The organism is Pseudomonas sp. AA-38, from assembly GCF_029457475.1.
Lineage (GTDB): Bacteria > Pseudomonadota > Gammaproteobacteria > Pseudomonadales > Pseudomonadaceae > Aquipseudomonas.
The window spans coordinates 1,050,100-1,077,099 of record NZ_CP120359.1 but is presented as its reverse complement, the minus strand read 5'-3'; the positions used below and the strand labels follow the sequence as shown (position 1 = coordinate 1,077,099).

The following is a 27,000-nucleotide window of genomic DNA, read 5'->3' as shown; positions in this document are numbered from 1 at the left end:
CCATGAGCAAAGACACCCTCGCCACGCACGCTTCGGCAGGCGGCGTGGAAACGGAAACGGTGAGCGCCGAGTACTTCGCCAACCGCCAGTTGAAGCAGGGCGCCGCCGGCTGGATCCTGCTGATCGGCCTCGGCGTGGCCTACGTGATTTCCGGCGACTACGCCGGCTGGAACTTCGGCCTGGCCCAGGGCGGCTGGGGCGGCATGTTCATCGCCACCCTGCTAATGGCCACCATGTACCTGTGCATGTGCTTTTCACTGGCCGAGTTGTCCTCGATGATCCCCACCGCTGGCGGTGGCTACGGTTTCACTCGCACCGCCTTCGGCCCCTGGGGTGGTTTTCTCACCGGCACGGCGATCCTCATCGAATACGCCATCGCCCCGGCCGCCATCGCCTGCTTCATCGGTGCCTACTGCGAGTCGCTGTTCGGCATCGGTGGCTGGGTCATCTACCTGATCTTCTACGTGGTGTTCATCAGCATCCACATCCTCGGTGCTGGCGAGGCGCTGAAGCTGATGTTCGTCATCACCGCCGTGGCGGCCATCGCCCTGGGCGTGTTCATCGTCGCCATGGTGCCGCACTTCAATGTGGCCAACCTGTTCGACATTCCCGCCACCGACGCAACCGGCGCCAGCGCCTTCCTGCCATTCGGCTACCTGGGTATCTGGGCCGCCCTGCCCTACGCCATCTGGTTCTTCCTCGCGGTCGAGGGTGTGCCGCTGGCCGCTGAAGAAACCAAGAATCCCAAGCGTGACCTGCCGCGCGGCCTGATCGGTGCCATGCTGGTGCTGCTGGCCTTCGCCGGCCTGATCCTGCTGGTCGGCCCAGGTGGCGCCGGTGCGCAGGCGCTGATGGCCTCGGGCAACCCGCTGGTCGAGGCGCTGGACAAGGTCTACGGCGGCTCCACCTGGATGAGCCAGTTCGTCAACCTGGTCGGCCTGGCCGGGCTGATCGCCAGCTTCTTCTCGATCATCTACGCCTACTCGCGGCAGATTTTCGCCCTGTCGCGCGCCGGCTACCTGCCACGCAGCCTGTCGCTGACCAACCGTAACAAAGCCCCGGTGTTGGCACTGATCGTGCCTGGGATTATCGGCTTTGGCTTGTCCTTGAGCGGCCAGGGCGACCTGCTGATCCTGGTGGCGGTGTTCGGTGCGACCATTTCCTATGTGCTGATGATGGCTGCCCACGTGACCCTGCGCATCCGCCGCCCGGACATGCCGCGTCCGTACCGGACTCCGGGTGGTGTGCTGACCTCCTCGGTGGCCCTGGTGCTGGCAGCGGTGGCGCTGGTCGCCGGCTTCCTGGTCGACCCACGGGTCGTGATCGGTGCGGCGGTCATCTACGCTCTGTTCATCGCCTATTTCGCCTTGTACAGCCGTCACCACCTGGTGTCCGGCACACCGGAGGAAGAGTTCGCCGCCATCCAGGCCGCCGAACGCTCCCTGCGCTGAAAGGCCCACGACAATGAGGGCGCCTTTAAAAACGTAGGCGAGGCAGTCAGCGCAAGGCGAAAACAGCCGAAGATGCGCAGTTTACGAGCTGTAAATGAGCATTCTGAGGTTGTTTTCAACGCGGCGATGACAACGCACGACTGCATGGATGCAGGAGGTAGAGCGACGCAGGAAGCCAAAGCCGAGGTAGTTTTTAGAGGTGCCCGGGAGGATTGATATGGCTAGCTTCACCCATACTATCGGCAACCTGAACTGGCGCTTCGACAGCCTGCGCGAGTTGATGGCCAAGGCTACGCCGGCGCGCTCCGGCGACTACTTGGCCGAGGTCGCCGCCAGCAGCGACGCCGAGCGCGCCGCCGCGCAGATGGCGTTGGCCGAGGTGCCGCTCAAGCACTTCCTGCAGGAGGCACTGATCCCCTATGAGAGCGACGAAGTCACCCGCCTGATCATCGACACTCATAACGCCCAGGCCTTCGCCCCGGTCAGCCACCTCACGGTAGGCGGGTTTCGCGACTGGCTGCTCAGCGATGCCGCCGATGAGGCCAGCCTCAAAGCGCTGGCCCCCGGCCTGACGCCGGAGATGGTCGCGGCGGTGTCGAAGATCATGCGCATTCAGGATCTGGTGCTGGTGGCGCAAAAGACCCGCGTGGTCACCCGTTTTCGCAATACCCAGGGCCTGCGCGGACGCATGTCCACCCGCCTGCAGCCCAATCACCCCACCGACGACCCGGCTGGCATCGCCGCCAGCGTAGTCGACGGCCTGCTCTACGGCAACGGCGATGCCATGATCGGCATCAACCCGGCCACCGACAGCATGAGCGCGGTATGCACCCTGCTGGAGATGCTCGATGCAGTGATCCAGCGCTACGAGATTCCCACCCAGTCCTGCGTGCTCACTCACGTCACCAGCTCCATCGCCGCCATCGAGCGTGGCGCGCCGCTGGATCTGGTGTTCCAGTCCATCGCCGGCACCGAGGCGGCCAACGCCAGCTTCGGCGTCAGCCTCAAGGTGCTGCAGGAAGGCTACGAAGCCGGCCTTAGCCTCAAGCGCGGCCCCCTGGGCAACAACCTGATGTACTTCGAGACCGGCCAGGGCAGCGCGCTGTCGGCCAACGCCAACCATGGCGTCGACCAGCAGACCTGCGAAACCCGCGCCTATGCAGTGGCCCGCCACTTCAACCCATTCCTGGTCAACACCGTGGTCGGCTTCATCGGCCCGGAATACCTGTACAACGGCAAGCAGATCATCCGCGCCGGGCTGGAGGATCACTTCTGCGGCAAGCTGCTCGGCGTGCCCATGGGCTGCGACATCTGCTACACCAACCACGCCGAGGCCGATCAGGACGACATGGATACCCTGCTGACCCTGCTCGGCACCGCCGGCATCAACTTCATCATGGGCATCCCAGGCTCGGATGACGTGATGCTCAACTACCAGACCACCTCCTTCCATGACGCCTTGTATGCACGCAAGGTGCTCGGCCTGCACGCTGCGCCGGAATTCGAGGCCTGGCTGGCGCGCATGGGGATCTTCCAGCAACAGGGCGGGCAACTGCGCATGGGCGAGGAACTGCCGCCGGCATTTCGCCAGGCCCTGGCCCAGTTGTCCTGATCAGTCGAGGCCGTCATGAGCGAAAAGTCCCCCGCTACCGCAAATCCCTGGCAGCACCTGCGCCAACTGACGCCGGCACGCATTGCCCTGGGCCGCGCCGGCACCAGCCTGCCGACCGCTGCGCAACTGGACTTCCAGTTCGCCCACGCCCAGGCGCGTGACGCCGTGCATTTGCCGTTCGACCACACCGCGCTGCGCGAAGCGCTGCATGACCGCCAGATACCGACACTGCTACTGCACAGCGCCGCCGCCGACCGCCACACCTACCTGCAACGTCCGGATCTGGGGCGGCGCCTGCACGAAGATGCCGCACAACTGCTTGATGACTACGCCGCAGAGCACGGCCGCGGCTACGATCTGGCCATCGTCATCGCCGACGGTTTGTCATCCCTGGCCGTACAAAAGCACAGCCTGCCCTTTCTCGAACGCTTGCTGGAGCAGGTGCAGGCAGAGGGTTGGTCGCTGGCGCCCATCACCCTGGTGGAACAGGGCCGAGTGGCGGTGGCGGACGAAGTGGGGCAGCGCCTGGGCGCGAAGATGACGGTGATCCTGATTGGCGAACGCCCTGGCCTCAGCTCGCCGGACAGCCTGGGCCTGTACTTCACCTATGGGCCGAAGGTTGGCCTCAACGACGCCTACCGCAACTGCATCTCCAACGTGCGCCTGGAAGGCCTGAGCTATGGCATGGCCACCTTCCGCCTGATGTACCTGATGCGCGAAGCCTGCCGTCGCCAGCTCTCGGGGGTCGAGCTCAAGGACGAAGCCGAAGTGCCGACGCTGGACAACGCCGGGCCGGGTAATTTCCTGTTGCCGGACAAGCGTTGAGACGGTTGGTCAGCGCATAGGGTGAACACCGTGTGTGGATGAAAAGAGCGTCATCCACGCACTGACCACCCACGTAGCCCGGATGTAATCCGGGAGGCCCTGGCACGCCGCCCCGGATTGCATCCGGGCTACGGACAACGCGCCTCGATACGGAAGGTAGGGTGAACGACGCTTCATCCGTCCACCAAGCGACGAGGACAGCGGTGGATGGAAAAAGCGTCCTCCAGGCATCAACGCGCCTCGATACGGAAGCCCAAACGCGGGAAATGCACATGCAGGGTGCCGGCGCGCTCATCTTCGCGACGCAGGATCAGTTCCTCGCGCCCGGCGAACAGCAGCTCGCCCTCCACCGGGTCGACGCCGTAATCCACGGCGGCAATGCTCACCGCCTGGCCAGGCTGGAAGCCATTGGGGTCGATAAACGCCTCGTCCGGCAAGGCTGCCGGCGTCGCTTCGCGCGCCACGGCGATGGCCTGCTCGCCGCTCATCTCGCTCAACGAGCCGTGACCGAAGTCCAGTACCCGTGCCAGCCAGGCCGCCACTTCCGGGTAATCGTCCACCAGCGGCGCGGTCACCGGGGTGCCACGCAGGAACCACAATGGATGCGCCAGGGCGATGTCGGCGATGCTCGCCTCGCCGAACAGGAAGTCACCACCGCTGCGCAACTGCTGCTGCAGACGCCCCATGATCACCGGCCACTGATGCCGCGCCTGCTCCAACGGCAGGCGGCTGGCACTACCACCGGCGAATAGCGCGCCACGGTCGGCCAGGAAGGCCTTGACGAACTCCGGCGGCAACTTGGCGAAGCGCACGGCGAGGGATTCGGGGGCAAAGACCAGCGCCACCGCATGCTGGAACACCACCGAATCGGCCCATTGGGCGAAGGTGGCCACATTGAACGCCTGCGCCTCGGGATACAGCGCCGGGGTGGCCTTCTCGGCCTCCAGGCGGCGGGCGATCAGCGCGGTGTCGCAGTAGATGTCGGCCCCCACCTGCAGCACCGGCGTCTTGCGGTAACCGCCGGTGAGGGCGGTGAGGTCGGGCTTGGGCATCACCGGCGGGATCATCACCGAGCGCCAGGACAATTGCTTGAAGCCCAGCAGCAGGCGGGCCTTCTCGGCGAATGGCGAGGTCGGGTAGTGGTGCAGGATCAGCTCGTGCATGGCGCGCTCCAGGGCAGATTGAGCGTTCAGCTTAACCGCAGCGGCGGCAGGCGCACACCGCCTCAGGCTGATGCTCCTCCATCAACGGCCAGAATGAGCGCTTCCTTGGCCATCTTGCTCAGACGCTTGATCGCCCGCTCGCGGCGCAGGGCATCGCCCTTTCCGGCACAGGCTTCGACGTAGGCCAGCGCCAGCGCCGGGCTGGTATGGAAGAAACGCGCGCCCTTGCCTGCCTGGTGCTGGGCGAAGCGCCGCTGCGGATCGTCGCTGATGCCGCAGTAAAGGGCGCCATTGGCGGCGCGAACCAGGTAGACGAACCAGGGTTTGTCCGTTGCCGCCGTCATCCGCGTGCTGGGAACCACTCACGCGCCGAGCGCCACAGGCACATGCCGACGAAATAGGCCGAAGCGGCGAACCACAGCCCCAGTTGCCACACGGAATTGTGCGGGTACTTGAGGATCAGCAGCGCACTGGAAAGCATCCAGACGAAGGTCACGACGATGTTCAGCGGCATGAACTGACGTACGCGGAAGGGGTGCAGGAACTTCATCTTGGTCAGAGTCAGGCCGGCCAGCAGCACGATCATGCCCAGGGTGATCCAGGGGTGGATATCGAGGATGTAGAAGTACAGCACCACCACGTTCCAGGCTGCCGGGAAGCCGACGAAGTAGTTGTCCTGGCTCTTCATGTTCAGGTTGCAGAAGCAGAACAGCGAAGACAGCAGGATCAACCCCACGGCGAACAAGGGGGTGTAATCCGGCAGCGGAATGAAGCGGTAGAGGAAGATCGCCGGGATGAACACGTAGGTGAGGTAATCGATGACCAAATCCAGAGTCGAGCCGTCGAAATGCGGCAACACGCCCTTGACGTCGTAGCGTCGCGCCAGCGAACCGTCCAGGCCATCGACCAGCAGGGCCAGGCCGAGCCAGAGCAGGCATTGCTTGGGTTGGCCGTCTAGGACGGCAAGCAAAGCCAGCAGCGCGAGGATCACACCACTGGCGGTAACGGCATGAACGCCCCAGGCCTTGGCCTGTTTTACGGCTACGATGAGTTGGGTCACGGCAGGTCTCGATTGGCAGTGGAGTTACGGCACCCCATGTGCGCACTCTTCATTGAAAGCTGAGACCGGCTAGCCTACCACTGCGTTCATTCGTCCGCCTCAGCGCGACGCACGAAACTGCGCCAAACCCCGTGCCGCCTGTCGACGAATGGCGTTCTGCACGGGGGGCAGCCAGCCCAGCAGCACACCCTTGGCCCCCAGCGCCTGCCGCGTCCAGCTCCACAGGTCGAAGTGATCGCGGTGTTCGACGATCAGGCCGTCGCGAAAGACGAAGCGCGCCTGGATATGGTTGACCACCTGACGGCCAGTCGCGTTGAACCGGTAGGTCGCCACCCAGCGGGCGCTACCGGCGTGATCGTCGGCATGCACTGCATCGAAGGTCAGGGAAAAATCCTGCGCACGGCTGCACAGCATGCGCCACATGTCCCCGGCCTCGGCGCCATGCAGATCGGTGAAGACGGGGTCGGAGAAGCGCACGTTCTCGGCGTAGCAAGCCGCCATGGCCTCGGCATCACGATTCTGGAAAGCCGTGTAGAAACGGGTGATCAAGTCGGCATTGGGGTGGCTCATGCATGGCTCCTGGTGATGGCAGGCGGTGATGATCGATGTCGACCAGTCTGCCCCCGAGCGCAGAGGCTGGCGACTGGCGACATGGACAACTTTATGTCAATAATCGCCAATCTATATCACAGGTGCCGTCATGCTACGCATCGCCCTCTACGTCTGCCCACAAACCGTCTGCTCCAGCCTGAGCATGGCCCAGGACACCTTCGGCCTGGCCAACCACCTGGCCGGCGCGCCGCGCTTTCAGCTCCAGCGCTTCAGCCTCGATGGCCAGCCGGTACGCCTGGATTTCGCGCAGATCATGGTCGATGGTGGCATGGAACTGGCCGAGCAGGCCGACCTGCTGATCCTGCCGGCCACCGGCAGCGCCGTGGCCCGCACGCTAGAGGCCAACGCCGCGCTGCTGCCCTGGTTGGCGCAGCGGCGCCAGCAGCAGGTCGCCAGCCTGTGCAGCAGCGCCTTCCTGCTCGCTGCCGCCGGCCTGCTCGAAGGGCGCCGTGCTACCACCCACTGGGCCCTGGCCGATGCCTTCGCCCGACGTTTCCCAGGCGTGCACCTGCACAGCGAACGCCTGCTCACCGAGGATGGCCCGCTGTTCTGTTCCGGTGGCGCCCAGGCCGGGCTCGACCTGTGCCTGCATCTGGTGGCCCGGCATGCCGGCGAGGAGCTGGCGCAGCAGGTGGCCGCCGCCCTGGTGGTGGAACGTCAGCGCGGCCTGCAGACGCGCTTCGCCCCGCTGCTGCCGACGCTCGGTGACAGTGCGCTGGCGCCCTTGCTGCAGTGGCTGGAAGAGCATCATGGCGAGGCCATCGACCTCGAGCGCCTAGCGCAACAGGCCCATTGCTCGCCCCGAACCCTGCTGCGCCGCTTCAAGGCGGCCACCGGCCTGACGCCCAACGACTACCTGCAGCGTCTGCGCATCAGCCGCGCCCAGCAGGCCCTGGCAGACTCGCGGCAGTCAGTGGAACGCATCGCCAGCGCAGTGGGCTTCGCCGATCGCGCCACCTTCGCCAAGCGTTTCAAGCAGCTCTGTGGGGAGACACCGGGGGCCTTTCGCAAGCGTATGCAGCGTAGCGGTTGAAAATGGTTCATTACGGATTGGAGGGGAAGTCGGTCGTGAGACCGGACTGGCAAGTTTGTTTGATCTTGTCGTCTTGCGTTGGTGTTCTGGACGCCGCTTTGGGTGTTTTCAGATATTCCGGGTTTCGCCCCCTCGGGCGACTCACTTTTCTTTGAGCTGCGCAAAGAAAAGTAAGCAAAAGAAACGCACCCCCGCCATCCGGGTCTCGCTGCGCTCGACTTCCCTCACTCCGGCATCGCTCCGGGGTCGGCGTACATGGGCCGTCCCTGGCCCATTACGCCTCTCGCGGCATCCATGCCGCTCGCCCCCTGCGCAATGCCTACGTTCGGCCTCCTGAAGGGGGAGTTAGCGCGCCTGAACGTACATCGGTTCCGGGCATGCCCGGCGTGCTCTGGTAGCTGTGGAGCCATGACGTGGCCGCCGGGTTAAACCAAAACTTTCATTCGCATAGTTTCATGCGTTTAACAGCTTGCCGGCTTTCAGGTCAGCCCTAAGGCTGACCCATGTACAAGCACTCACTACTTCTGGGTTACCTAGGGTTCAGGCGCGTGCAGAGCCCGCCCAGGAGGGCGAACGCAATCGTCGTGGAAGAGGTTGAGCGACATGGATGTCGCGAGAGCCGCGATGGGCCAGGGATGGCCCACCGCGGCGGGCCTCTGGAACGGCGATGGAGTGAGCGAACCCTGGCGCAGCCAGGGCCGGATGACCGGGCGGAGGGTTTTGGTTACTTTTGCCCTGCAAAAGTGACTCGCCCGGGAGGGCGAAACCAAAAACATCAGCAAGACCGCGGCAATTCGGAACAAGCCTCCGAAACACCGTATTGCCAATCCAGTCTCAATCAAAAAGTTCCCAACACAATGAAAAAAGGGAGCCCGCAGGCTCCCCTTTTCACAACAGACAGAATCAATGAAGGATCTGGCTGAGGAACAGCTTGGTGCGCTCGTTCTGCGGATTGGTGAAGAAGCTCTCGGGGTCGGCCTGCTCGACGATCTCGCCCTTGTCCATGAAGATCACCCGGTTGGCCACGGTACGGGCGAAGCCCATCTCGTGGGTCACGCAGAGCATGGTCATGCCGTCTTCGGCCAGGCCGATCATGGTGTCGAGCACTTCCTTGACCATCTCCGGGTCGAGCGCCGAGGTCGGCTCGTCGAACAGCATGATCTTGGGTTTCATGCACAGCGCCCGGGCAATCGCCACGCGCTGTTGCTGACCGCCGGAGAGCTGACCCGGATACTTGTGCGCCTGCTCGGGGATGCGCACGCGTTCGAGGAAATGCATGGCGATTTCCTCGGCCTGGCGCTTGGGCATCTTGCGTACCCACATCGGCGCCAGGGTGCAGTTCTGCAGCACGGTCAGGTGCGGGAACAGGTTGAAGTGCTGGAACACCATGCCCACTTCGCGGCGCACGGTTTCGATGTTCTTCAGGTCACGGGTCAACTCGGTACCATCGACCACGATGCGCCCTTCCTGATGCTCCTCCAGGCGGTTGATGCAACGGATGGTGGTGGACTTGCCCGAGCCCGACGGCCCACAGAGCACGATACGCTCGCCCTGGGTGACGTTCAGGTTGATGTCCTTGAGCACGTGGAACTGACCGTACCATTTGTTCACACCGGTAAGCTGGATGATGCCTTCAGCCGCGCCGGGGGCTTTGCTTGCTTCTTTCATGTTGGGTCCTCAACGCTTGTGGCCGGTATCCAGCTTGCGCTCCAGGTGCATGGAGTAGCGGGACATGCCGAAACAGAAAATCCAGAAGATCAGGGCCGCGAAGGCGTACCCCTCGGTCGCCATGCCCAGCCATGCCGGGTCGGCGGCGGCCTGCTTGACGCTGTTGAGCAGGTCGAACAGGCCGATGATGATCACCAGGCTGGTGTCCTTGAACAGGGCGATGAAGGTGTTGACGATGCCCGGAATCACCAGCTTGAGCGCCTGCGGCAGGATCACCAGGCCCATCATCCGCCAGTAGCCCAGGCCCATGGCGGCAGCGGCCTCGTACTGGCCCTTGGGAATGGCCTGCAGGCCACCGCGCACCACCTCGGCGATATAGGCCGACTGGAACAGGATCACCCCGATCAACGCGCGCATCAGCTTGTCGAAGCTCATGCCTTCGGGCAGGAACAACGGCAGCATCACCGAGGACATGAACAGCACGGTGATCAAGGGCACGCCACGCCAGAACTCGATGAAGGTCACGCAGACCACCTTCACCGCCGGCATGTTGGAGCGCCGCCCCAGTGCCAGCAGGATGCCCAACGGCAGTGCGCCGGCGATGCCGACGGCGGCGATCACCAGGGTCAGCATCAGGCCACCCCAGCGGCTGGTCGGCACGTTCTGCAGGCCGAAGAAACCACCGTGCAGCAGCCAGTAGGCCACCAGCGGGTAGATCAGCAGGAAGGCGATGCCATAGTGCGCCTTGCGCGGAAAGCGGCTGATGAACAGCGGCGCGGCACCGATGATGGCCAGGAAGGCGGTCAGATCGACCCGCCAGCGCAGCTCGCTGGGGTAGAAGCCGTACATGAACTGGCTGAAGCGCGACTGGATGAACACCCAGCAGGCGCCCTCTTTGGTGCAGTCGGCGCGGGTCGTACCGACCCAGTTGGCATCGATGAACGCCCATTGCAGAACTGGCGGAATAGTCAGCCAGATCAGGTACAGGGCGAAGAAGGTCAGCAGGGTGTTCAGCCAGTTGGAGAACAGATTTGCCCGCATCCACGCCACAGGGCCGACACTGGTGCTCGGCGGTGGCAGATCCGGTTTGAACGTATGCGTAGTGCTCATGCGCAGGCCCTCACCGCTCGATCAGCGCAATGCGCTTGTTGTACCAGTTCATCAGCAGGGAAATGCTGATGCTGATGGCCAGGTAGACGCTCATGGTAATGGCGATGACTTCGATGGCCTGGCCGGTCTGGTTGAGCACCGTACCGGCGAACAGCGACACCATGTCCGGGTAACCGATACCGGCAGCCAGCGACGAGTTCTTCGTCAGGTTCAGGTACTGGCTGGTCAGCGGCGGAATGATCACACGCATCGACTGCGGAATGATCACCTTGCGCAGGGTGACGCTGGTGTTCAACCCCAGCGAGCGCGCCGCCTCGGTCTGGCCATGGCTGACGGCCTTGATCCCGGAGCGCACGTTCTCGGCGATGAAGGCCGCGGTATAGACCGTCAGGGCAATGGTCAGCGCCAGCAACTCGGGGATCAGTACCCAGCCACCGACATAGTTGAAGCCCTTGAGCTCGGGCAGCGCCCAGTGCAGCGGGCTGCCGAACACCAGGGCAACCAGGGTGGGAATGCCCAGGATCATGGCCAGGCCAACCCAGAACTTGTGGAAAGGCACGCCGGTGGCCTCGAAGCGCCGATTGGCCCAGCGCACCATCAGCACGATGGCCACCAGGGTCAACGCCAGGCCGATCACGAACGGCCAGAAGCCTTCGGCGGCGACGGCCGCGGGCATGTTCAGGCCACGGTTGCTGAGAAAGAACGCGTCGTTGACGCTGATGCTGTTGCGCGGCCCCGGCAACGGCAGAAGCACGGCGAAGTACCAGAAGAGGATCTGCAGCAGCGGCGGAATGTTGCGGAAGATCTCGATGTAGACGGTAGCCAGCTTGCTCAGCATCCAGTTCGGCGAAAGCCGCGCGATACCGATGAGAAAGCCCAGCACGGTGGCCAGGACGATGCCGATGAAGGACACCAGCAGCGTGTTGAGCAGGCCGATGACGAAGACCCGCGCGTAGCTGTCTGCCTCGGTGTAGCTGATCAGGTGCTGGGCGATGCCGAAGCCGGCACTGCGTTCGAGAAAGTCGAAACCGGAGGTGATGCCACGGTTCTGCAAGTTGGTCTGGGTGTTGTGGAACAGGAACCAGCCCAGCGCGACCACGGCCGCGACGGTGATGATCTGGAATAGCCAGGCACGCACACGTGGATCGCTAAGGGAGAACCCTTGCGGTGCGCCAATGTTTTTCTGCATGGGAATGCCCCAGGTATATCGGAACGAAAATCGCCCGGCAGAGGCTGCCGGGCGACAAGTCGGTCAATCAGCGCACGGGCGGTGCGTAATGCAGACCACCTTTGTTCCACAGAGCGTTGAGGCCACGCTCGATCTTCAGCTCGCTGCCGGCCCCGACGTTGCGGTCGAAGACCTCACCGTAGTTACCGACCTGCTTGACCACCTTGACCAGCCAGTCGTTGGGCAGCTTGAGATCCTTGCCGTATTCACCGTCGGCACCCAGCATACGGGCGATGTCCGGGTTCTTGGTTTCCTTGGCCATGGCCTCGACGTTCTTCGAGGTCACGCCCAGCTCTTCGGCATTGAGCATACCGAACAGGGTCCACTTGACGATGGTGAACCACTCCTCGTCACCACGGCGAACCACCGGGCCCAGGGGCTCCTTGGAGATCACTTCCGGCAGCACCACCCACTCATCCGGCGCGGCCAGCTTGATGCGCTGGGCATAGAGCTGCGACTGGTCGGAGGTCAGCACGTCGCAACGACCGGCTTCCAACGACTTGGCGCTCTCGTCGGAGGTATCGAAGGTGATGGGGGTGTACTTCAGGCCGTTGGCACGGAAGTAGTCGGAAACGTTCAGCTCGGTGGTGGTACCGGCCTGGATGCAGATGGTGGCGCCATCGAGCTCCTTGGCACTGGCGACGCCCAGCTTCTTGTTGACCAGAAAGCCGATGCCGTCGTAGTAGGTCACGCCGGTGAACATCAGGCCCATGCCGCCATCGCGGGAGCTGGTCCAGGTGGTGTTGCGCGAGAGCATGTCGACTTCGCCGGACTGAATGGCCGTGAAGCGCTCCTTGGCGGTCAGTGGGCTGTACTTGACCTTGCTCGCATCACCGAACACGGCAGCCGCTACGGCGCGGCAGACATCCACATCGATCCCCTGATAGTTACCCTTGGCATCCGGTACCGAGAACCCCGGCAAACCGTCGCTGACACCACATTGCACGAAGCCTTTCTTCTTGACTGCGTCCAGCGTGGCGCCTGCATGGGCAAAACCGCTGACACCGAGTACGACTGCGGTGGTCACGGCAGCCAGGGTGGATTTCACCATCTTCATCAAAACCTCCAGTGCTCTTGTTGTGTTGGCGTCTCCATCCTGCCTCTGAACCCTTATGGGGCATGCGATTCGCTGCAAGCAGCGAGATCGACGAGAGGCGCGAACGTCGGGCGAATCCAGTCGGCAATCCCTCTATTGGCCAACCCACTCCACCCTGCCCATTGGTTGAACGGGCCAAAGACGCATTCTTATACCGCTGGGGCGACCGCCCTTCACGGTTGGAAAGGAACCCCACACCGCGGATTCCTGCCTGTTGCGCGACACTAATGGCACAGTGTTACCGTTACCGCACCCTGCGCTCAGTCCGAGTCAGCTTTAGCAAGCCTCGTACCAGCACTGGACATTGGCCCGGACAAATCAGGGTCAAGAGCAAAATTTGCACCCGTGCGACAACTTGTTCACAGATTAGACGTCCTTTGAAAAAGGCGACGCCCCAATTTCGAGCGTGCGCACCACACTGGAGCTACCAATGACCCCACCCATGATTCTGCAGCCACCGCAAACCCCAGATGCCACCGTCATCTGGCTGCATGGCCTGGGCGCCGACCGCTACGATTTCCTGCCGGTGGCGGAAATGCTGCAGGAGCGTCTGCCCAGCACCCGCTTCATCCTGCCGCAGGCTCCCACCCGCCCGGTCACCATCAATGGCGGCTGGAGCATGCCGAGCTGGTACGACATCCTCGCCATGAGCCCGGCGCGGGCCATCGACCAGGCGCAGATGGAGGAGTCCGCCGCCCAGGTGATCGCCCTGATCGAAGCCGAGCTCGACAGCGGTATCGCCGCCGAACGCATCGTGCTGGCGGGTTTCTCCCAGGGCGGAGCGGTGGTGCTGCACAGCGCCTTCCTGCGCTACGACGGCCCACTTGGCGGTGTCCTGGCGCTTTCCACCTATGCCCCGACCTTCAGCGCTGACATGCGCCTGACAGCGACCCAGCAGCGCCTGCCGGTGCTGTGCCTGCACGGTCGCTTCGATGACGTAGTGACACCCGACATGGGCCGCGCCGCCTTCGAGCGCCTGCAGGCCTGCCAGGTGCCGGTCGAGTGGCGCGATTACCCGATGAGCCACGAGGTGGTGCCGGAAGAGATCGGCGACATCGCCCAGTGGCTGATGCAGCGTCTCGCTGCCTGAAATGCACCGCAGAAGGCAACTGGCCGCAGGCCTTACAACATGAAAAATTGCAATGACGCGCACTGCTTAACAGTCTTGAAATAATCTTCAACCGCTGGTCGGGCCAGGTTTCGCCCAGCATTGTCAGGGGTGCGCCCCGAGCATACTGTCGAGTCATCAAGAAACCAGAAGAACAGGGAGCGTTCGCCCGGCTCTACAGCCGTGCGCTCCCGCCAGCCCCAAGAAGCCTCGATGAAACTGGCACACTGGCAGGTCGACCTGCAGCAGATCAAACATCTGCAACTCTTCAACAAGGTTGCGTTGGACAGCCTCGATCTGTTGCTGCAGGAATTCTGTGCCTACGATCTGGATGCCGGTGAAGTGCTGCTATCGCCCTTCAACCGCAATCAGCACCTGTACCTGGTGGTCAAGGGACGTCTGCGCGTCTACCTCGGCTCGCTGGACAACCAGGCGGTGAGCAGCCTGGAAGTAGGCGATTGCGCCGGCGAGATCAGCTTCATCGACAACGACCACCCGAGCGCCTACGTGGTGGCGGAACAGCCCACCACGGTGCTGCGCCTGCACCGCGAGTCGCTGATCACCCTGTTCCAGCAGTCACCGCAGATGATGCAGAACCTGCTGGAGCTGCTGTGCAAACGGGTACGCCAGGGCAACCGGCTGATTCTCGACAGCGAACAGAATGCCAACGTCGACACCCTCACCGGCTGCTTCAACCGGCGTTGGCTGGAGCATGTATTCGAGCGCGAAAGCACCCGATGCGCCTTCAATGAAGCGCCCCTGGCGCTGATGATGCTCGACGTCGATCACTTCAAGGCCTACAACGACCAGCACGGCCATCTGGCCGGCGACTATGCCTTGTGCCTGGTAGCCCAGACTCTGCGCAAGCAACTGCGCCCAAAGGACAGCATGGTGCGTTTCGGTGGCGAAGAGTTCGTCATCCTCCTGCCGGAACTCACCGCCGAGGACGCCCGCAGCATCGGCGAACGTCTGCGCGTGAGCCTGGAACAGGTCGACGATTTCTATTCTCCCCTTGGCGCGTTGCCAGGCGTGACGGTATCCATTGGCCTGGCTCTGATGAACCCGAAAGACAGCTTGCAGAGCCTGATCGCCCGTGCCGACGACGCCTTGTATCAGGCCAAGCAGCAGGGGCGTAACTGCCTGGTCGGCTGACGGCCATCCCCCGCTCGAGCGCCGCACCGAGCGCCCCTTGACAGGCACACGCGAAGCACTTCGCCACGCTCGCGTCTTGCATTACACTGGCGGGCGTTCACTCCTTAACCAGTCGATGAGAAGCCCGTGCTCAAAGCACTCAAGAAAATGTTCGGCAAAGCCGAAGACGAGCGGCCACAACCGGCGCCGTCCACCACCGCAGCACCCGCCCCGCTACCCAACGCCGGTGACGACGCGCCCCGCAAGAACAAACCCGCACGCGATGCCAGCGAAACTGCCGGCGACAAACCGCGCCCGACCAAGGCGGACAAGCCGCGCCGCGAACGCCCGGCCAAGCCGGTGGACACCTGGAAGCTGGAAGACTTCGTGGTCGAGCCGGCCGAAGGCAAGATGCGTTTCCACGATTTCAAGCTTGCCCCCGAGCTGATGCATGCCATCCACGACCTCGGCTTCCCCTACTGCACGCCGATCCAGGCCGGCGTGCTGGGCTACACCCTCAAGGGCCAGGACGCCATCGGCCGGGCCCAGACCGGCACCGGCAAGACCGCCGCCTTCCTCATCTCGATCATCACTCAGTTGCTGCAGACCCCGCCGCCGAAAGAGCGCTACATGGGCGAGCCGCGTGCGCTGATCATCGCGCCGACCCGCGAGCTGGTGGTGCAGATCGCCAAGGATGCCGCCGAGCTGACCAAATACACCAAGCTCAACGTCATGAGCTTTGTCGGCGGCATGGACTTCGACAAGCAGCTCAAGCAACTGGAATCGCGCTTCTGCGACATCCTCGTGGCCACCCCAGGGCGCCTGCTGGACTTCAACCAGCGCGGTGAAGTGCACCTGGACATGGTCGAGGTGATGGTGCTCGACGAAGCCGACCGCATGCTCGATATGGGCTTCATCCCCCAGGTGCGCCAGATCATCCGTCAGACGCCGATGAAGGGTGACCGCCAGACCCTGCTGTTCTCTGCCACCTTCACCGAAGACGTGATGAACCTGGCCAAGCAATGGACGGTCAACCCGGCCATCGTCGAGATCGAACCGGAGAACGTGGCCAGCGACACCGTCGAACAGCACGTCTACGCCGTGGCCTCCAGCGACAAGTACAAGCTGCTGTACAACCTGATCACGCAGAACGCCTGGGATCGGGTGATGGTCTTTGCCAACCGCAAGGACGAAGTACGGCGCATCGAGGAACGCCTGACCCGCGACGGCGTCAGCGCCGCGCAGATGTCCGGTGACGTGCCGCAGCACAAGCGCATCAAGGTGCTCGAAGGCTTCCGCGCCGGGCATATCCGCGTGCTGGTGGCCACCGACGTGGCCGGCCGCGGCATCCATGTCGACGGCATCAGCCACGTGATCAACTTCACCCTGCCGGAAGACCCGGACGACTACGTGCATCGCATCGGCCGTACCGGCCGCGCCGGCACCAGCGGCACCTCGATCAGCTTCGCCGGCGAGGACGACGCCTTCGCCCTGCCGCCGATCGAAGCGCTGATCGGCCGCAAGATCCAGTGCGAGATGCCACCGGACGAACTGCTCAAGCCGGTGCCGCGCAGGCACTGAGCCGGCAGGAAGCAAAAAGGCGAAGCCCGTGGCTTCGCCTTTTTCATTTGTAGCAATGCGTCAGGGATTCGCTACGCTCGGCTCGCCTGCCCCTCCAGCCGCGGCGCCCAGTCCTCGACCTCGGCTTTCTCCAAACGCCGCTCCAGGGTTCTGCGCCAGGACGGTACCAGTGGTAGAGCCAGACATTCACGCAACAGCTCCGGCTCCACCCGCCTGTCGAACAGCACAGCCGAAAGGCGGCTCAGTGGCCAGTCAGCATGCGCGCGCTCCACCAGTTGCAGAGGCTCACCAGCCCGAACCATGCCCTCCTCGATAACCCGGTAGTACCAGCCCGTGCGCCCGGACTCCTGCACCCGCAGCGCCAGATCGGCAATGCCGAAGCGGTCGCTCAGTTTCCAGCATGGCATGCGCCCCTGGGAAACCTGCAACAAGACGCTGCCGGCCCTTATGACATCCCCCAGACAAACGTCGCCCTCGGTCCAGCCCGTGGTGCTGAAGTTCTCGCCGAAGGCACCAGGCTGTTCCAGAAGGGGATGTTCGCCAAGCTCGCGACGCCAGGCGGCGTAGTGTTCGCGTGGGTAGTGATGGATGGCCTTTTCCACGCCGCCGTGCACCCGCAGGTCGCCCTGCTCGTCGCCAGCCAGCCCCAGTACGGTCACCGCCAGGGGCTCCTGGCGTGGCGCCTTGGCGATGCCGCTGCGTGAGCCGGGCCGGGTGAAGGGTTGGGCGTACCCCGTCAGCAGGGCATCGAGTAACAGTTCGTTCATGCGGCCTCCGGGGGCTGGTGCTCGCGGCATATCAGGCTGGCATCGCTCGGTTGCAGCGGCTCCCGGGTCAGAGCGCAAAACGGCTGGCCATCGACCTGCTGATGAAAACGGCAACTGCCGCACAGGCCGAAACCAGGCACATCGGTGCCGCGCTGTATTTCCCGCAGAAGGTCGGTCAGCAGGGCTTTGAGCTGCTCGCCTCGTGCCCCCAGGCGAGCTTCGCCAGCGGCAAGAAAATCCGGTGGCAGCAGGACCTCGAGCAGCTTCCGGGCCGGCTCGGTCAGCGCCAGGTGCACGCTGCGCTTGTCGCGCGGATCCTGCGCCTTGACGATCAGCCCCTTGCCTTCCAGCGCCTTGAGCGACTGCGACACCGTGCCCTTGGTCAGGCCAAGGTATTCGGTCACCCCCAGCGGCGTATTTGAATAACGGTTGCAGCGCGCCAGGTACATCAGCGCACTTAGCTGGATGGGCTGCAGCTCGGCCAGCAGCGGGTGCTGGCGAAACCAGATGCGGGTCAGGCTGGACAGCCGTTCGAGCAGATCGAAGAGAGTCGTGTCGGTCATGTATCACTCCTGTCGAAATATAGTATCGACTAAATACTATATTGACAAAGGCCAATTTGAGCGTAGCCTGCAAATCAGTATCGAATCGATACTAAACCCCAACAGGAGATTGACCATGACTCAAGCACGCTTCTATCACGCCGGTTGCCCCGTCTGCGTATCAGCCGAACAGACCCTGCTGAACCTGCTGGCTCCGGAGGTCAAGGTGGAGATCGTTCACCTTGGCGACCAAGCCACGCGCGTAGCGGAAGCCGAACAGGCCGGGGTCAAGTCGGTTCCCGCACTGGTGGTTGAAGGCCAGGTGCTGCACCTGAACTTCGGCGCGTCCATCGACGACCTGAAGTAATCCCAGAACATGCGAGACGCCCAACGGCGTCTCGCTAACCGCCTAGGAGAAAAACATGAAAGTGAATGTTTTCGACACCCACGTGCGCACACATGACGGCCGCTATCTGCACTTCGATGTACTGATCGAAGGCAACGACCAGGAGCGCGCCAGCCGGTTCGCCAGAGACTGGATGGCCGAGCGCGGGCTGCACGGCGACTCCATCGAGCAGAGCCGCTGCCAGTTCTGCCACAGCCAGCCCGCGCACCCGGAAGTCGCGGCAGCCATCGGCAGCAAGGGCTACTTCATCATTCCTCTGGAAGGCTGCTAGGAGACAGGACATGAGCGCGTACCAGCCTCTGAACTGCGATTTGCATGACTATCTGGAAATCGCCTGTATGCACGGCTACCGCCTGCACATCGAACGGCTCGACGGCTCGAACTTCGAGGCCAGGGCACTGACCACGCGCACGGCCGCCAGCAAGGAGGAGTTTCTGCTGGTGCAAGGCGACGCGAGCCAGCAGGAGCTGCGCCTGGATCAGCTAAAAGCCATCACCCCGCTCAATGCCGATGCCAGCTTTGGCCGGGTCGAGCTGGCGGGCAATTACTGCACCTTCTGAGCTGATCGCCTGCGTGAACCCCGTTTGTGACGCCATCAAGGAGAACCACTCATGCCCACCTTCCGACTCACCATTAGCCAGGGCGATCAGTTGCTGGGCCACTTCGAGTCCGATGTTCCTGGTGCACAGGAGGTCATCAGGAAAATCTCGGCCATCCTCAGCCAGTCAGGGTACAGTCTCGCCCTGCTGGTGGCGCACAGCGAACGGCGCCTGCTGGACAGTGGCCCGGATGGCGTAAGGCTGATCAGCCGTGAGCCACTGTTCCAACCGGAGCCACTCACGCAGTACCTGAGCCGCAAAACCTGAAGATCGATGGATGAAACGCAGCATGCAACAGTGCGATCACCTGGCCCTCGACTCCGGCATTGCCGCCCGGCTATCGACATGCTGAACGCGCGGCTCAGGCTGCTGCAGGCCTCGCTCCTGCTCCCCACTACCGCGCTGTTCATCGGTCTGCTGACCTACCGCTTACAGGAGAGAGGCCTGGGGCTGGCCTGGCCGCTGCCGGTAGAGCCGGACGGGCACGTCGCCATGGAGCTGGCACTGGCCTGCCTGCCGGCATTCGTGCTGTTTCTGCTGGCCGGCGCTGGCGGCCTGCTGCGCCGTCATGGCTCGCTCGTCATGCTGCTGTTCGGCCTGTGCGCAACCTTCGCCGCCTACTGCGCGGTCAATCTGCTCGCCAGTGCCTATGGCAACACCTGGACAACAGGCGAAATCGTTCGCGGGCTGTTTCTCACTCAGCTACCGCTGCTTTGCCTGGCTTCGTTACCGGGACTGGCGGTAGCGGCATTGCTGGAGCGATTCGACCGCCTGCGCCGTTGAAAGATGAGCGCCCATCCCGGCGTGGCATCAAGTCTCGGCGCCCTGCTCCAGCGATCTCTCGACTTTGTCCTGCGCAGCTTCGGCCTCCTCGTTCTGCTCGGTCTTGCCCAGCGCTCGGTTGGTGGACTCCTGCAAGGAGTCCACCTGGCGGTTGACCTCGTCCACCACCTCACCCACCGACTCCTCGATCAGCGCCTGCGCCTCCTTCTTCGCCTCTTCGGCCAGCTTCTGCGCGGACTGCTCGGCGGCGTCGCAGCCGACCAGGGTGATCAGCGCCATGCCCAGCGCGGCAAGCGCCAGGCGGTTTTTCCCGTGTGCGTGCATCATGCGTCTCCGCTTTCGATGATGGAAAAGGTCGTTCAAGATCCGATCTGGCTGGGCTGCTGGCCGCGGGTCTTGTACAGCGACAGCAGCACGCCGCCGACCAGCAGCCCCAGGGTCACGCTTAGCGACACCACGGCCGGAATCTTGCCGATGATGCCGACCAGGAAGATCTTCGCGCCGATGAACACCAGCACCAGTGCCAGCGCGTACTTGAGGTAGGCGAAGCGGTGGATCAACGCGGCCAGGGCGAAGTACAGGGCACGCAGGCCGAGGATGGCGAAGATGTTCGAGGTGTAGACGATGAACGGATCCTGGGTGATGGCGAAGATCGCCGGCACGCTGTCGATGGCGAACATCAGATCGGCGCACTCGATCAGGATCAGCGCCAGGAACAGCGGCGTCACCCACAGCACGCTGCGCCCCTGGTCGTCGTTCTGGCGGACGAAGAAACGCTCGCCATGCAGCTCATCGGTGACGCGCAAGTGCTTGCGCAGAAACTTCACCAGCATGTTGTTCTGCAGATCCGGCGCATCGTCCAGCTTGGAGAACAGCATCTTCACGCCGGTGAAGAACAGGAAGGCGCCGAATACGTAGAGGATCCAGGCGAATTCGTGGATCAACGCCGCGCCCAGGCCGATCATGATCGCCCGCAGCACCAGCACGCCCATGATCCCCCAGAACAGCACCTTGTGCTGGTACTGCCGTGGGATGGCGAGGAAGCTGAAAATCATGGCCATGAGAAACACGTTGTCCATCGACAGCGATTTCTCGATCAGAAAGCCGGTGACGTAATCCATGCTGGCGTCGCCGCCTTTCTGGAAGAACACCCAGACACCGAACAGCAGACCCGCACTGATGTAGCCGGCCGACAGCAACAGACTCTCGCGCACGCCGATTTCGCGATTGTCGCGATGCAGCACGCCAAGGTCGAAGGCCAGCAGGGAGATGACGACAGCGATGAAGACCAGCCACAACCAGGTGGCCGTGCCGAGGAAGTCGGCGAAGAGAAACGGTTCTAGGGCAGTCATGGAGCCCCTCCTACAGTCAGATTGAACAGACTGTGATTCCGACATCGCGGTGTTAACCGCCAGAGGGGCCCGGCATCACGGGCGCAACGATAGGCAGGCTACCGGCGCCGTTCAACAGGGCGAGTTTTGCAAATCATTTCCGCGGCAGCGAAAGGCGCTATACGGCTGGTTCGGGGAAGAAAAACGCCGCGACTCCCTGTTGGGGAGCGCGGCGCTATGGCTTGCCGATCGGCTGCTTAGAAGCTCGTGCGGTAATGCACGGTATAGGCCTCGGTGCCATCGTTGGGCTGCTTGAGGCCGGCGTTGGAGTAGTGGATGGCACGCAGGCCGATCTCCTGCCCGGCGAAACGCAGACCGAAGCCCAGACGATCCTCGAACTGGAAGGACGAGCCCAGGTCATTGCTCTCCAGCTCGGTGCTGGAGAACGCTGCCACGCCGATACCGGCCTCGATGTACGGCCGCACGTTCTGCCCGGCGAACTCGTAGACGAACACCGGCGCGAAGGAAAGGCTGTGATTGCTCGCCGTTTCGTCGCCATCCCAGTAGGTGTAACCCAGATCCCAATAGCCGGTCAGACGGCCATAGCTGCTCTCGAGCCAGCTATGGTTCCAGTCCCACTGCGCCCCCAGGCGGTAGACCATGGTGGAGTCGCCACTCTGGCCGATGGCAGCGGTCACATCCGCCGCCTGCGCAGCCCCCATGGTTCCGAACGCAAGGGCTGTAGCTGCAGCAAAGGCATACAACGTCTTCATGAGTAATTCCTTTTCTGTGAGAGGGTTTCATCAAGCTCTTAAAAACATATAGAAGTATCCGATATCAAAGAAAACCTTATCGGAAAAAAATTCACTATATCGCAAGTACTTCTGCCTGTTCATGCAGCAAAACCGGCAAAACTCGGCAAAGTTGCGCGATCTCACCACTGCTCCAGTAACGCGTCGGCAGCGCTGGGCCAGCGGCCAGCAGCTCGCGCTGTTCGAGCACGGTTCGCAAATGCCGTGCCACGGCAGCACCGGTATCGATCAGGGTCACCGACGGCGGCACCAGTTCCTGCAACAGCGGACGCAGGAACGGATAGTGGGTGCACCCCAGAATCAGGGTATCGCAGCCCTCGGCCAGCAACGGCGCCACGTAGCCCTGCAACAATTCGCGCGTGGCCGGCGCCTGCAGCGCTCCTGCCTCGATACATTCCACCAGCCCCGGACAAGGCTGGGTGAGCACCCGCACATCGCTGGCGAAGCGGTCGAGCAAGGCAGCGAACCTGGCGCTCTTCAGCGTGCCGGTGGTAGCCAGTACCCCGACCACGCCGCTGCGTGTGGCTGCCGCCGCCGGTTTCACCGCCGGCTCCATGCCGACGATAGGCACCTGTGGATAACGCTCGCGCAACTCGGCAGCGGCGGCGGCGGTGGCCGTATTGCAGGCCAGCACCAGCGCCTTGGCGCCCTGCGCCAGCAGGTGTTCGGTGATCAGCACGCAGCGTTCGAGGATGTATTGCGGGCTCTTCTCGCCATAAGGCACATGACCACTGTCGGCGACGTAGAGCAGCGACTCGCTCGGCAGCAGTTGGCGAATCTCGCGCAATACCGACAGCCCCCCGACCCCCGAGTCGAACACGCCAACCGGCGCCTCACTGGCCATTGCCGCACACCTCGCAGGCCGGGTCGCGCTTGACCCGTAGCTCACGGAAACGACTGCCCAGCGCGTCGATCAGCAGCAGGCGCCCCACCAGCGGCTCGCCGAAACCGGCCAGCAGCTTGAGCGCTTCCAGTGCTTGCAGGCTGCCCACCAGCCCCACCAGCGGGCCGACCACACCAGCCTCGCTGCAGGTCAGCTCGGCCTCGCTGCCGTGGCCATAGAGGCAGTGGTAGCAGGGACTGGCAACATCACGTGGGTCGAACACCGATAGCTGGCCTTCCAGGCGGATCGCCGCGCCGGACACCAGCGGCTTGCCTGCCTTGAAACAAGCAGCGTTGACCGCTTCGCGGGTGGTGAAATTGTCCGAGCAGTCCAGCACCAGGTCGACGCCACTGACAGCGGCAGCCAGCGAATCGGCATCCAGGGCCTGACGCTGCGGCACCAGCGTTATGTGCGGGTTGAGTGCCGCCAGCCGCGCCATGGCCGAATCCACCTTGGTCTGGCCGACGCTGCTGCTGTCGTGGGCGATCTGCCGCTGCAGGTTGGTCAGATCCACCGTATCGAAGTCGGCCAGGTGCAGTTCGCCGACACCGGCAGCCGCCAGGTACAGCGCCACGGGCGAGCCCAGCCCTCCCAGGCCGACGATCAGCACACGGGCCTGTTTCAGACGCAGTTGCCCCTCGATATCGATCTGCTTCAGCAGGATCTGTCGGCTATAGCGCAGCAGTTCGTCATCGTTCAGCATTGCTTCACTCATGGTCGAAACGCCCCAGACTGATACGTTCATGGCCTCCCAGGTCACGCCGACTGTGCACCTCGACGAAACCAGCGGCGGCCAGCAATTCGCGCACGGCCTCGGCCTGGTCGAAGCCGTGCTCCAGCAGCAGCCAGCCGCCCGACAGCAAGTGCGCCGGCGCAGCCTGGATGATCGCGCGGATATCGTCCAGCCCATCACGGCCGGCCACCAGCGCGCTGCTCGGCTCGAAGCGCACGTCGCCCTGCTCGAGGTGCTGGTCATCGGCGCGGATATAGGGCGGATTGCTCAGGATCAGGCCGTAGCGTTGCCCAGCCAGAGCCGAGAACCAATGGCTGTGCACGAACGCTGCGTTATCCAGTTGCAGCCGCTGGCGATTGCGCTCGGCCAAGGCCACGGCGTCCGCCACTCGATCCACGCCCGTCACCTGCCAGGCCGGGCGTTCGCTGGCCAGGGCCAGGGCAATGGCGCCCGTGCCGGTACCCAGATCCAGCGCCGCCAGGGGCGTGGCCGGCAGCAGCGCGAGGGCGGTTTCCACCAGCAGTTCGGTGTCCGGACGCGGGATCAGGGTGTGCGGCGCCACTTCCAGTTCCAGGCTCCAGAAGCCTTGCTGGCCGAGGATATAGGCCACCGGCTCGCCCTGGCGGCGGCGCTGCAGATGCGCCTGGAACTGCGCCAGTTGATCCGCCTCCAGCTCGCGCTCTGGCCAGGTGCGCAGGTAGCTGCGCGGCTTGCCCAGAGCGGCGGCCAGCAGCAGCTCGGCGTCCAGGCGTGGCGTGGGCGAGTCGGGCAGGTCGGCGGTGGCGAGCAGGGTTGCGATGGTGGACATGCGTTAAAGCCTCAAGCGGCAAGCTTCAAGCGACAAGTTGGCCCGTATTCGGTTGCGGCTTGTAGCTTATGGTTCTCTCACGGGGAGGGTCGGGGCTACGGTAATGGTGCGCACAGCGCACCCTACGAGGCTGCTGCCCCCTCTCCCTAACCCTCTCCCCGAGGGGAGAGGGGACTGTTCGGCGTTCCAGGATTGGCCCGGCACACTCAGCTTGCGGCTTGAAGCTTGTAGCTTGCCGCTGCCCCTAATCTCCCAACGCCGCCAACTGGTCGGCCTGGTATTCGGCCAGCAGCGGTTCGATCACCGCGTCCACGCCGCCGGCGATCACTTCGTTCAGCGAATACAGGGTCAGGTTGATGCGGTGGTCAGTCACTCGGCCCTGCGGGAAGTTGTAGGTGCGGATGCGCTCGGAGCGATCGCCGGAGCCCACCAGCAGCTTGCGCGTCTCGGAGATTTCCTTGTGCGCTGCCGCTTCCTGCTGATCCTGCAGCTTGGCCGCCAGCCAGGCCATGGCCTTGGCGCGGTTCTTGTGCTGCGAGCGCTCTTCCTGGCATTCCACCACGGTGCCGGTGGGAATGTGGGTAATGCGGATGGCCGAGTCGGTGGTGTTGACGTGCTGACCACCGGCGCCGGAGCTGCGGTAGGTATCGACACGCAGGTCGGCCGGGTTGATCTCGATGGCTGCCTGTTCGTCCGGCTCCGGCAACACCGCCACGGTGCAGGCGGAGGTGTGGATACGGCCCTGGGATTCGGTCTCCGGCACGCGCTGCACACGGTGGGCGCCAGACTCGAACTTGAGCTTGGCGTAAACGTTGTCGCCCTCGACGCGGGCAATCACTTCCTTGAAGCCGCCATGCTCGCCTTCGTTGGCCGACAGCACCTCGACGCGCCAGCCCTGCTTCTCGGCATAGCGCGAATACATGCGGAACAGGTCGCCGGAGAAGATCGCCGCCTCGTCGCCGCCGGTGCCGGCGCGAATCTCCAGGTAGACGTTGCGCCCGTCGTTGGGATCCTTGGGCAGCAGCATGCGTTGCAGCTTGTCTTCCAGAATGACCAAGGCATCGCGGGCCTCGGCCACTTCCTGCTCGGCCATCTCGCGCATGTCGGCATCGCTGTCCTTGAGCAGCGCCTGCGCGCCTTCGAGGTCGCTCTGTACCTTGCGCAGCTCGCGGAAGGTGGCGATCACCGGCTCGATCTCGGCGTATTCCTTGGAATAGGCGCGGAACTGGCTCTGCTTGGCGATCACCTCGGCGTCGCCGAGCAGCGCCGTCAGTTCCTCGAAGCGGTCGCTGAGGTTGTCCAGCTTGTTCAACAGTGAAGCTTTCATTGCAGACCTTTGTCCTGCGGCGCGCCCTCGTCGAGGGCGAACAATTCCTGAGCCAGGCTGAGCGCATCGACGCGCCCCTCGGCGGTGAGTTTCTTCATGCGCACGCTGGGTGCGTGCAGCAGCTTGTTGGTCAGGCCACGGGCCAGTTGCGCCAGCACGTCTTCGGGGTTGGCGCCGTTGACCAGCATGCGCTGGGCCTTGGCCAGCTCCTCGTCGCGCAGGCGCTCGGCTTGCTGACGGTAGGCCTTGAGCACATCCACCGCAGCCAGCTCGCGCAGGCGCTGCATGAAATCGTCGGTGCCGGCGGCCACCAGCTCCTCGGCGGCCTGCGCCGCGCCCTGGCGGCTCTTGAGGTTTTCCTCGATGACCTCGTGCAGGTCATCGACGGTATAGAGGTAGACGTCGTCCAGCTCGCCCACCTGCGGTTCGATATCGCGCGGCACGGCGATGTCGACCATGAAGATCGGCTTGTGCTTGCGCTTCTTCAGCGCACTTTCCACCGCACCCTTGCCGAGAATCGGCAACTGGCTGGCGGTGGAGCTGATGACGATGTCACTGTGCGCCAGCTCGTCGGGAATGTCCGACAGCAGCACCGCATGGGCACCGAACTGCTCGGCCAACTGGCTGGCGCGCTCCAGCGTGCGGTTGGCGACGACGATGCGCTTGATGCCCTGATCATGCAGGTGGCGCGCCACCAGGCTGATGGTCTCGCCAGCGCCGATCAGCAGCGCCTGGCTGCGGTGCAGGTCGGCGAAGATCTGCTTGGCCAGGCTCACTGCGGCGAAGGCCACCGACACCGGGTTCTCGCCGATGGCAGTGTCGGTGCGCACGGTCTTGGCAGTGCTGAAGGTGGCCTGGAACAGGCGCCCCAGCAGCGGCCCGATGGTGCCGGCCTCACGCGCCACGGCATAGGCGGACTTGAGCTGGCCGAGGATCTGCGGCTCACCCAGCACCATCGAATCCAGCCCGCAGGCCACGCGCATCATGTGCCGCACCGCGTCATTGTCGCTGTGCACGTAGGCGCAGGCGCGCAGCTCGTCCAGGCTCAGGCGATGGTAGTCGGCCAACCACCTGAGCACCTCATCGGCCTGGAAATGCTCCTGCTCCAGATACAGCTCGCTGCGATTGCAGGTGGAGAGGATCGCCGCCTCGCGGCTGGACGTCAGCTGGCACAACTGGCGCAGCGCCTCGACCAGTTGCTCCGGGGTGAAGGCCACGCGCTCGCGCACCTCTACCGAGGCGGTCTTGTGGTTGATACCGAGGGCGATGAAGGCCATGCAGAGTCGCTGAGGGGCAATACGGAAGCCGGCAATTGTCCTACTTCGCCTCGG

The 27,000-nt window shown here is 63.7% G+C and carries 30 protein-coding genes; 12 read left to right on the top strand and 18 right to left on the bottom strand.

The features are described 5' to 3' along the window. Nucleotides 1-2: 2 nt before the first annotated feature. The 3 genes from eat (at nucleotide 3) to eutC (ending at nucleotide 3,888) form a co-directional block, all read left to right on the top strand. Nucleotides 3-1,451, top strand: a complete 1,449-nt coding sequence (gene eat / locus PVE35_RS04965; RefSeq protein ID WP_268181727.1) for an ethanolamine permease — start codon at nucleotides 3-5, stop codon at nucleotides 1,449-1,451. A 217-nt stretch (nucleotides 1,452-1,668) separates the two neighbouring features. After that, on the top strand, nucleotides 1,669-3,063 hold the full coding sequence (locus PVE35_RS04960) for an ethanolamine ammonia-lyase subunit EutB (protein ID WP_277373981.1): 1,395 nt from the start codon (nucleotides 1,669-1,671) through the stop codon (nucleotides 3,061-3,063). Nucleotides 3,064-3,078: 15 nt separating this feature from the next. Further along, nucleotides 3,079-3,888, top strand: coding sequence for an ethanolamine ammonia-lyase subunit EutC (gene eutC, locus PVE35_RS04955; RefSeq protein WP_268181724.1), 810 nt, complete (start codon nucleotides 3,079-3,081; stop codon nucleotides 3,886-3,888). Between the two features lie 230 nt (nucleotides 3,889-4,118). Here eutC and PVE35_RS04950 read toward each other — a convergent pair whose 3' ends face one another. The 4 genes from PVE35_RS04950 to PVE35_RS04935 form a co-directional block, all read right to left on the bottom strand. Then, a complete protein-coding gene (locus PVE35_RS04950; RefSeq protein ID WP_268181723.1) occupies nucleotides 4,119-5,051 on the bottom strand; it encodes a glutathione S-transferase family protein in 933 nt (310 codons plus the stop codon). A 62-nt stretch (nucleotides 5,052-5,113) separates the two neighbouring features. Then, a complete protein-coding gene (locus PVE35_RS04945; protein ID WP_268181721.1) occupies nucleotides 5,114-5,395 on the bottom strand; it encodes a GIY-YIG nuclease family protein in 282 nt (93 codons plus the stop codon). Further along, on the bottom strand, nucleotides 5,392-6,111 hold the full coding sequence (gene pcsA / locus PVE35_RS04940; RefSeq protein ID WP_268181719.1) for a phosphatidylcholine synthase: 720 nt from the start codon (nucleotides 6,109-6,111) through the stop codon (nucleotides 5,392-5,394). The genes PVE35_RS04945 and pcsA overlap by 4 nt, the downstream gene beginning before the upstream one ends. Nucleotides 6,112-6,210: 99 nt before the next feature. After that, nucleotides 6,211-6,681, bottom strand: coding sequence for a nuclear transport factor 2 family protein (locus PVE35_RS04935; protein WP_277373980.1), 471 nt, complete (start codon nucleotides 6,679-6,681; stop codon nucleotides 6,211-6,213). Nucleotides 6,682-6,811: 130 nt separating this feature from the next. Between PVE35_RS04935 and PVE35_RS04930 the strand changes: the two genes are divergently transcribed. Next, the gene (locus tag PVE35_RS04930; RefSeq protein ID WP_268181715.1) at nucleotides 6,812-7,756 is read left to right on the top strand and encodes a helix-turn-helix domain-containing protein; all 945 of its coding nucleotides are present in this window, start codon (nucleotides 6,812-6,814) and stop codon (nucleotides 7,754-7,756) included. A 903-nt stretch (nucleotides 7,757-8,659) separates the two neighbouring features. On the opposite strand, the gene PVE35_RS04925 is transcribed toward PVE35_RS04930, so the two are convergent. From PVE35_RS04925 to PVE35_RS04910, 4 genes are all read right to left on the bottom strand, one after another. Then, nucleotides 8,660-9,424: an amino acid ABC transporter ATP-binding protein gene (locus PVE35_RS04925; protein ID WP_268181713.1), complete on the bottom strand. Its 765-nt coding sequence runs from the start codon at nucleotides 9,422-9,424 to the stop codon at nucleotides 8,660-8,662. A gap of 9 nt (nucleotides 9,425-9,433) precedes the next feature. Next, on the bottom strand, nucleotides 9,434-10,534 hold the full coding sequence (locus tag PVE35_RS04920) for an amino acid ABC transporter permease (protein WP_277373979.1): 1,101 nt from the start codon (nucleotides 10,532-10,534) through the stop codon (nucleotides 9,434-9,436). A gap of 10 nt (nucleotides 10,535-10,544) precedes the next feature. Next, nucleotides 10,545-11,723 (bottom strand): amino acid ABC transporter permease, encoded by a 1,179-nt coding sequence (locus PVE35_RS04915; protein WP_277373978.1) that lies wholly within the window; start codon nucleotides 11,721-11,723, stop codon nucleotides 10,545-10,547. 67 nt (nucleotides 11,724-11,790) lie between these two features. Beyond that, nucleotides 11,791-12,819 carry an amino acid ABC transporter substrate-binding protein gene (locus tag PVE35_RS04910; RefSeq protein WP_268181709.1) on the bottom strand — a complete coding sequence of 343 codons (1,029 nt, stop codon included), beginning with the start codon at nucleotides 12,817-12,819 and terminating at the stop codon, nucleotides 11,791-11,793. A 469-nt stretch (nucleotides 12,820-13,288) separates the two neighbouring features. On the opposite strand from PVE35_RS04910, the gene PVE35_RS04905 reads away from it, so the two are divergent. From PVE35_RS04905 to rhlB, 3 genes are all read left to right on the top strand, one after another. After that, nucleotides 13,289-13,948 carry an alpha/beta hydrolase gene (locus PVE35_RS04905; protein ID WP_268181707.1) on the top strand — a complete coding sequence of 220 codons (660 nt, stop codon included), beginning with the start codon at nucleotides 13,289-13,291 and terminating at the stop codon, nucleotides 13,946-13,948. A gap of 231 nt (nucleotides 13,949-14,179) precedes the next feature. Next, nucleotides 14,180-15,118 carry a GGDEF domain-containing protein gene (locus PVE35_RS04900; RefSeq protein WP_268181705.1) on the top strand — a complete coding sequence of 313 codons (939 nt, stop codon included), beginning with the start codon at nucleotides 14,180-14,182 and terminating at the stop codon, nucleotides 15,116-15,118. 126 nt (nucleotides 15,119-15,244) lie between these two features. Next, nucleotides 15,245-16,678, top strand: coding sequence for an ATP-dependent RNA helicase RhlB (rhlB, locus tag PVE35_RS04895; protein WP_277373977.1), 1,434 nt, complete (start codon nucleotides 15,245-15,247; stop codon nucleotides 16,676-16,678). A 71-nt stretch (nucleotides 16,679-16,749) separates the two neighbouring features. Here rhlB and PVE35_RS04890 read toward each other — a convergent pair whose 3' ends face one another. Further along, nucleotides 16,750-17,445, bottom strand: a complete 696-nt coding sequence (locus PVE35_RS04890; RefSeq protein ID WP_277373976.1) for an MOSC domain-containing protein — start codon at nucleotides 17,443-17,445, stop codon at nucleotides 16,750-16,752. Next, complete coding sequence (locus PVE35_RS04885; RefSeq protein ID WP_277373975.1) at nucleotides 17,442-18,008, bottom strand: MarR family winged helix-turn-helix transcriptional regulator; 567 nt, start codon at nucleotides 18,006-18,008, stop codon at nucleotides 17,442-17,444. The genes PVE35_RS04890 and PVE35_RS04885 overlap by 4 nt, the downstream gene beginning before the upstream one ends. A gap of 115 nt (nucleotides 18,009-18,123) precedes the next feature. Between PVE35_RS04885 and PVE35_RS04880 the strand changes: the two genes are divergently transcribed. From PVE35_RS04880 to PVE35_RS04860, 5 genes are all read left to right on the top strand, one after another. Then, on the top strand, nucleotides 18,124-18,354 hold the full coding sequence (locus PVE35_RS04880) for a glutaredoxin domain-containing protein (RefSeq protein ID WP_277373974.1): 231 nt from the start codon (nucleotides 18,124-18,126) through the stop codon (nucleotides 18,352-18,354). 55 nt (nucleotides 18,355-18,409) lie between these two features. Beyond that, nucleotides 18,410-18,664: a DUF2024 family protein gene (locus tag PVE35_RS04875; protein ID WP_277373973.1), complete on the top strand. Its 255-nt coding sequence runs from the start codon at nucleotides 18,410-18,412 to the stop codon at nucleotides 18,662-18,664. Between the two features lie 10 nt (nucleotides 18,665-18,674). Beyond that, nucleotides 18,675-18,953, top strand: a complete 279-nt coding sequence (locus tag PVE35_RS04870; protein WP_277373972.1) for a Rho-binding antiterminator — start codon at nucleotides 18,675-18,677, stop codon at nucleotides 18,951-18,953. A 51-nt stretch (nucleotides 18,954-19,004) separates the two neighbouring features. Continuing rightward, a complete protein-coding gene (locus tag PVE35_RS04865) occupies nucleotides 19,005-19,259 on the top strand; it encodes a cytoplasmic protein (protein WP_277373971.1) in 255 nt (84 codons plus the stop codon). Between the two features lie 78 nt (nucleotides 19,260-19,337). Beyond that, nucleotides 19,338-19,775, top strand: coding sequence for a hypothetical protein (locus tag PVE35_RS04860; RefSeq protein ID WP_277373970.1), 438 nt, complete (start codon nucleotides 19,338-19,340; stop codon nucleotides 19,773-19,775). A 27-nt stretch (nucleotides 19,776-19,802) separates the two neighbouring features. On the opposite strand, the gene PVE35_RS04855 is transcribed toward PVE35_RS04860, so the two are convergent. From PVE35_RS04855 to hemA, 8 genes are all read right to left on the bottom strand, one after another. After that, nucleotides 19,803-20,102 carry a hypothetical protein gene (locus tag PVE35_RS04855; protein ID WP_277373969.1) on the bottom strand — a complete coding sequence of 100 codons (300 nt, stop codon included), beginning with the start codon at nucleotides 20,100-20,102 and terminating at the stop codon, nucleotides 19,803-19,805. Between the two features lie 32 nt (nucleotides 20,103-20,134). Further along, complete coding sequence (locus PVE35_RS04850) at nucleotides 20,135-21,127, bottom strand: TerC family protein (protein ID WP_268181701.1); 993 nt, start codon at nucleotides 21,125-21,127, stop codon at nucleotides 20,135-20,137. Nucleotides 21,128-21,363: 236 nt separating this feature from the next. Beyond that, a complete protein-coding gene (locus PVE35_RS04845; RefSeq protein WP_268181699.1) occupies nucleotides 21,364-21,879 on the bottom strand; it encodes an acyloxyacyl hydrolase in 516 nt (171 codons plus the stop codon). Nucleotides 21,880-21,973: 94 nt separating this feature from the next. Then, a complete protein-coding gene (gene murI / locus PVE35_RS04840) occupies nucleotides 21,974-22,762 on the bottom strand; it encodes a glutamate racemase (RefSeq protein ID WP_268181697.1) in 789 nt (262 codons plus the stop codon). Beyond that, on the bottom strand, nucleotides 22,752-23,504 hold the full coding sequence (locus tag PVE35_RS04835; RefSeq protein ID WP_268184196.1) for a molybdopterin-synthase adenylyltransferase MoeB: 753 nt from the start codon (nucleotides 23,502-23,504) through the stop codon (nucleotides 22,752-22,754). Before PVE35_RS04835 ends, murI begins: the two co-directional genes overlap by 11 nt. Nucleotides 23,505-23,508: 4 nt before the next feature. Then, entirely contained in the window at nucleotides 23,509-24,342 is an 834-nt protein-coding gene (gene prmC, locus PVE35_RS04830) for a peptide chain release factor N(5)-glutamine methyltransferase (protein WP_277373968.1), read from the bottom strand. A gap of 244 nt (nucleotides 24,343-24,586) precedes the next feature. Further along, complete coding sequence (gene prfA / locus PVE35_RS04825; protein ID WP_277373967.1) at nucleotides 24,587-25,669, bottom strand: peptide chain release factor 1; 1,083 nt, start codon at nucleotides 25,667-25,669, stop codon at nucleotides 24,587-24,589. After that, a complete protein-coding gene (gene hemA / locus PVE35_RS04820; RefSeq protein WP_268181692.1) occupies nucleotides 25,666-26,946 on the bottom strand; it encodes a glutamyl-tRNA reductase in 1,281 nt (426 codons plus the stop codon). The genes prfA and hemA overlap by 4 nt, the downstream gene beginning before the upstream one ends. Nucleotides 26,947-27,000: the final 54 nt, after the last annotated feature.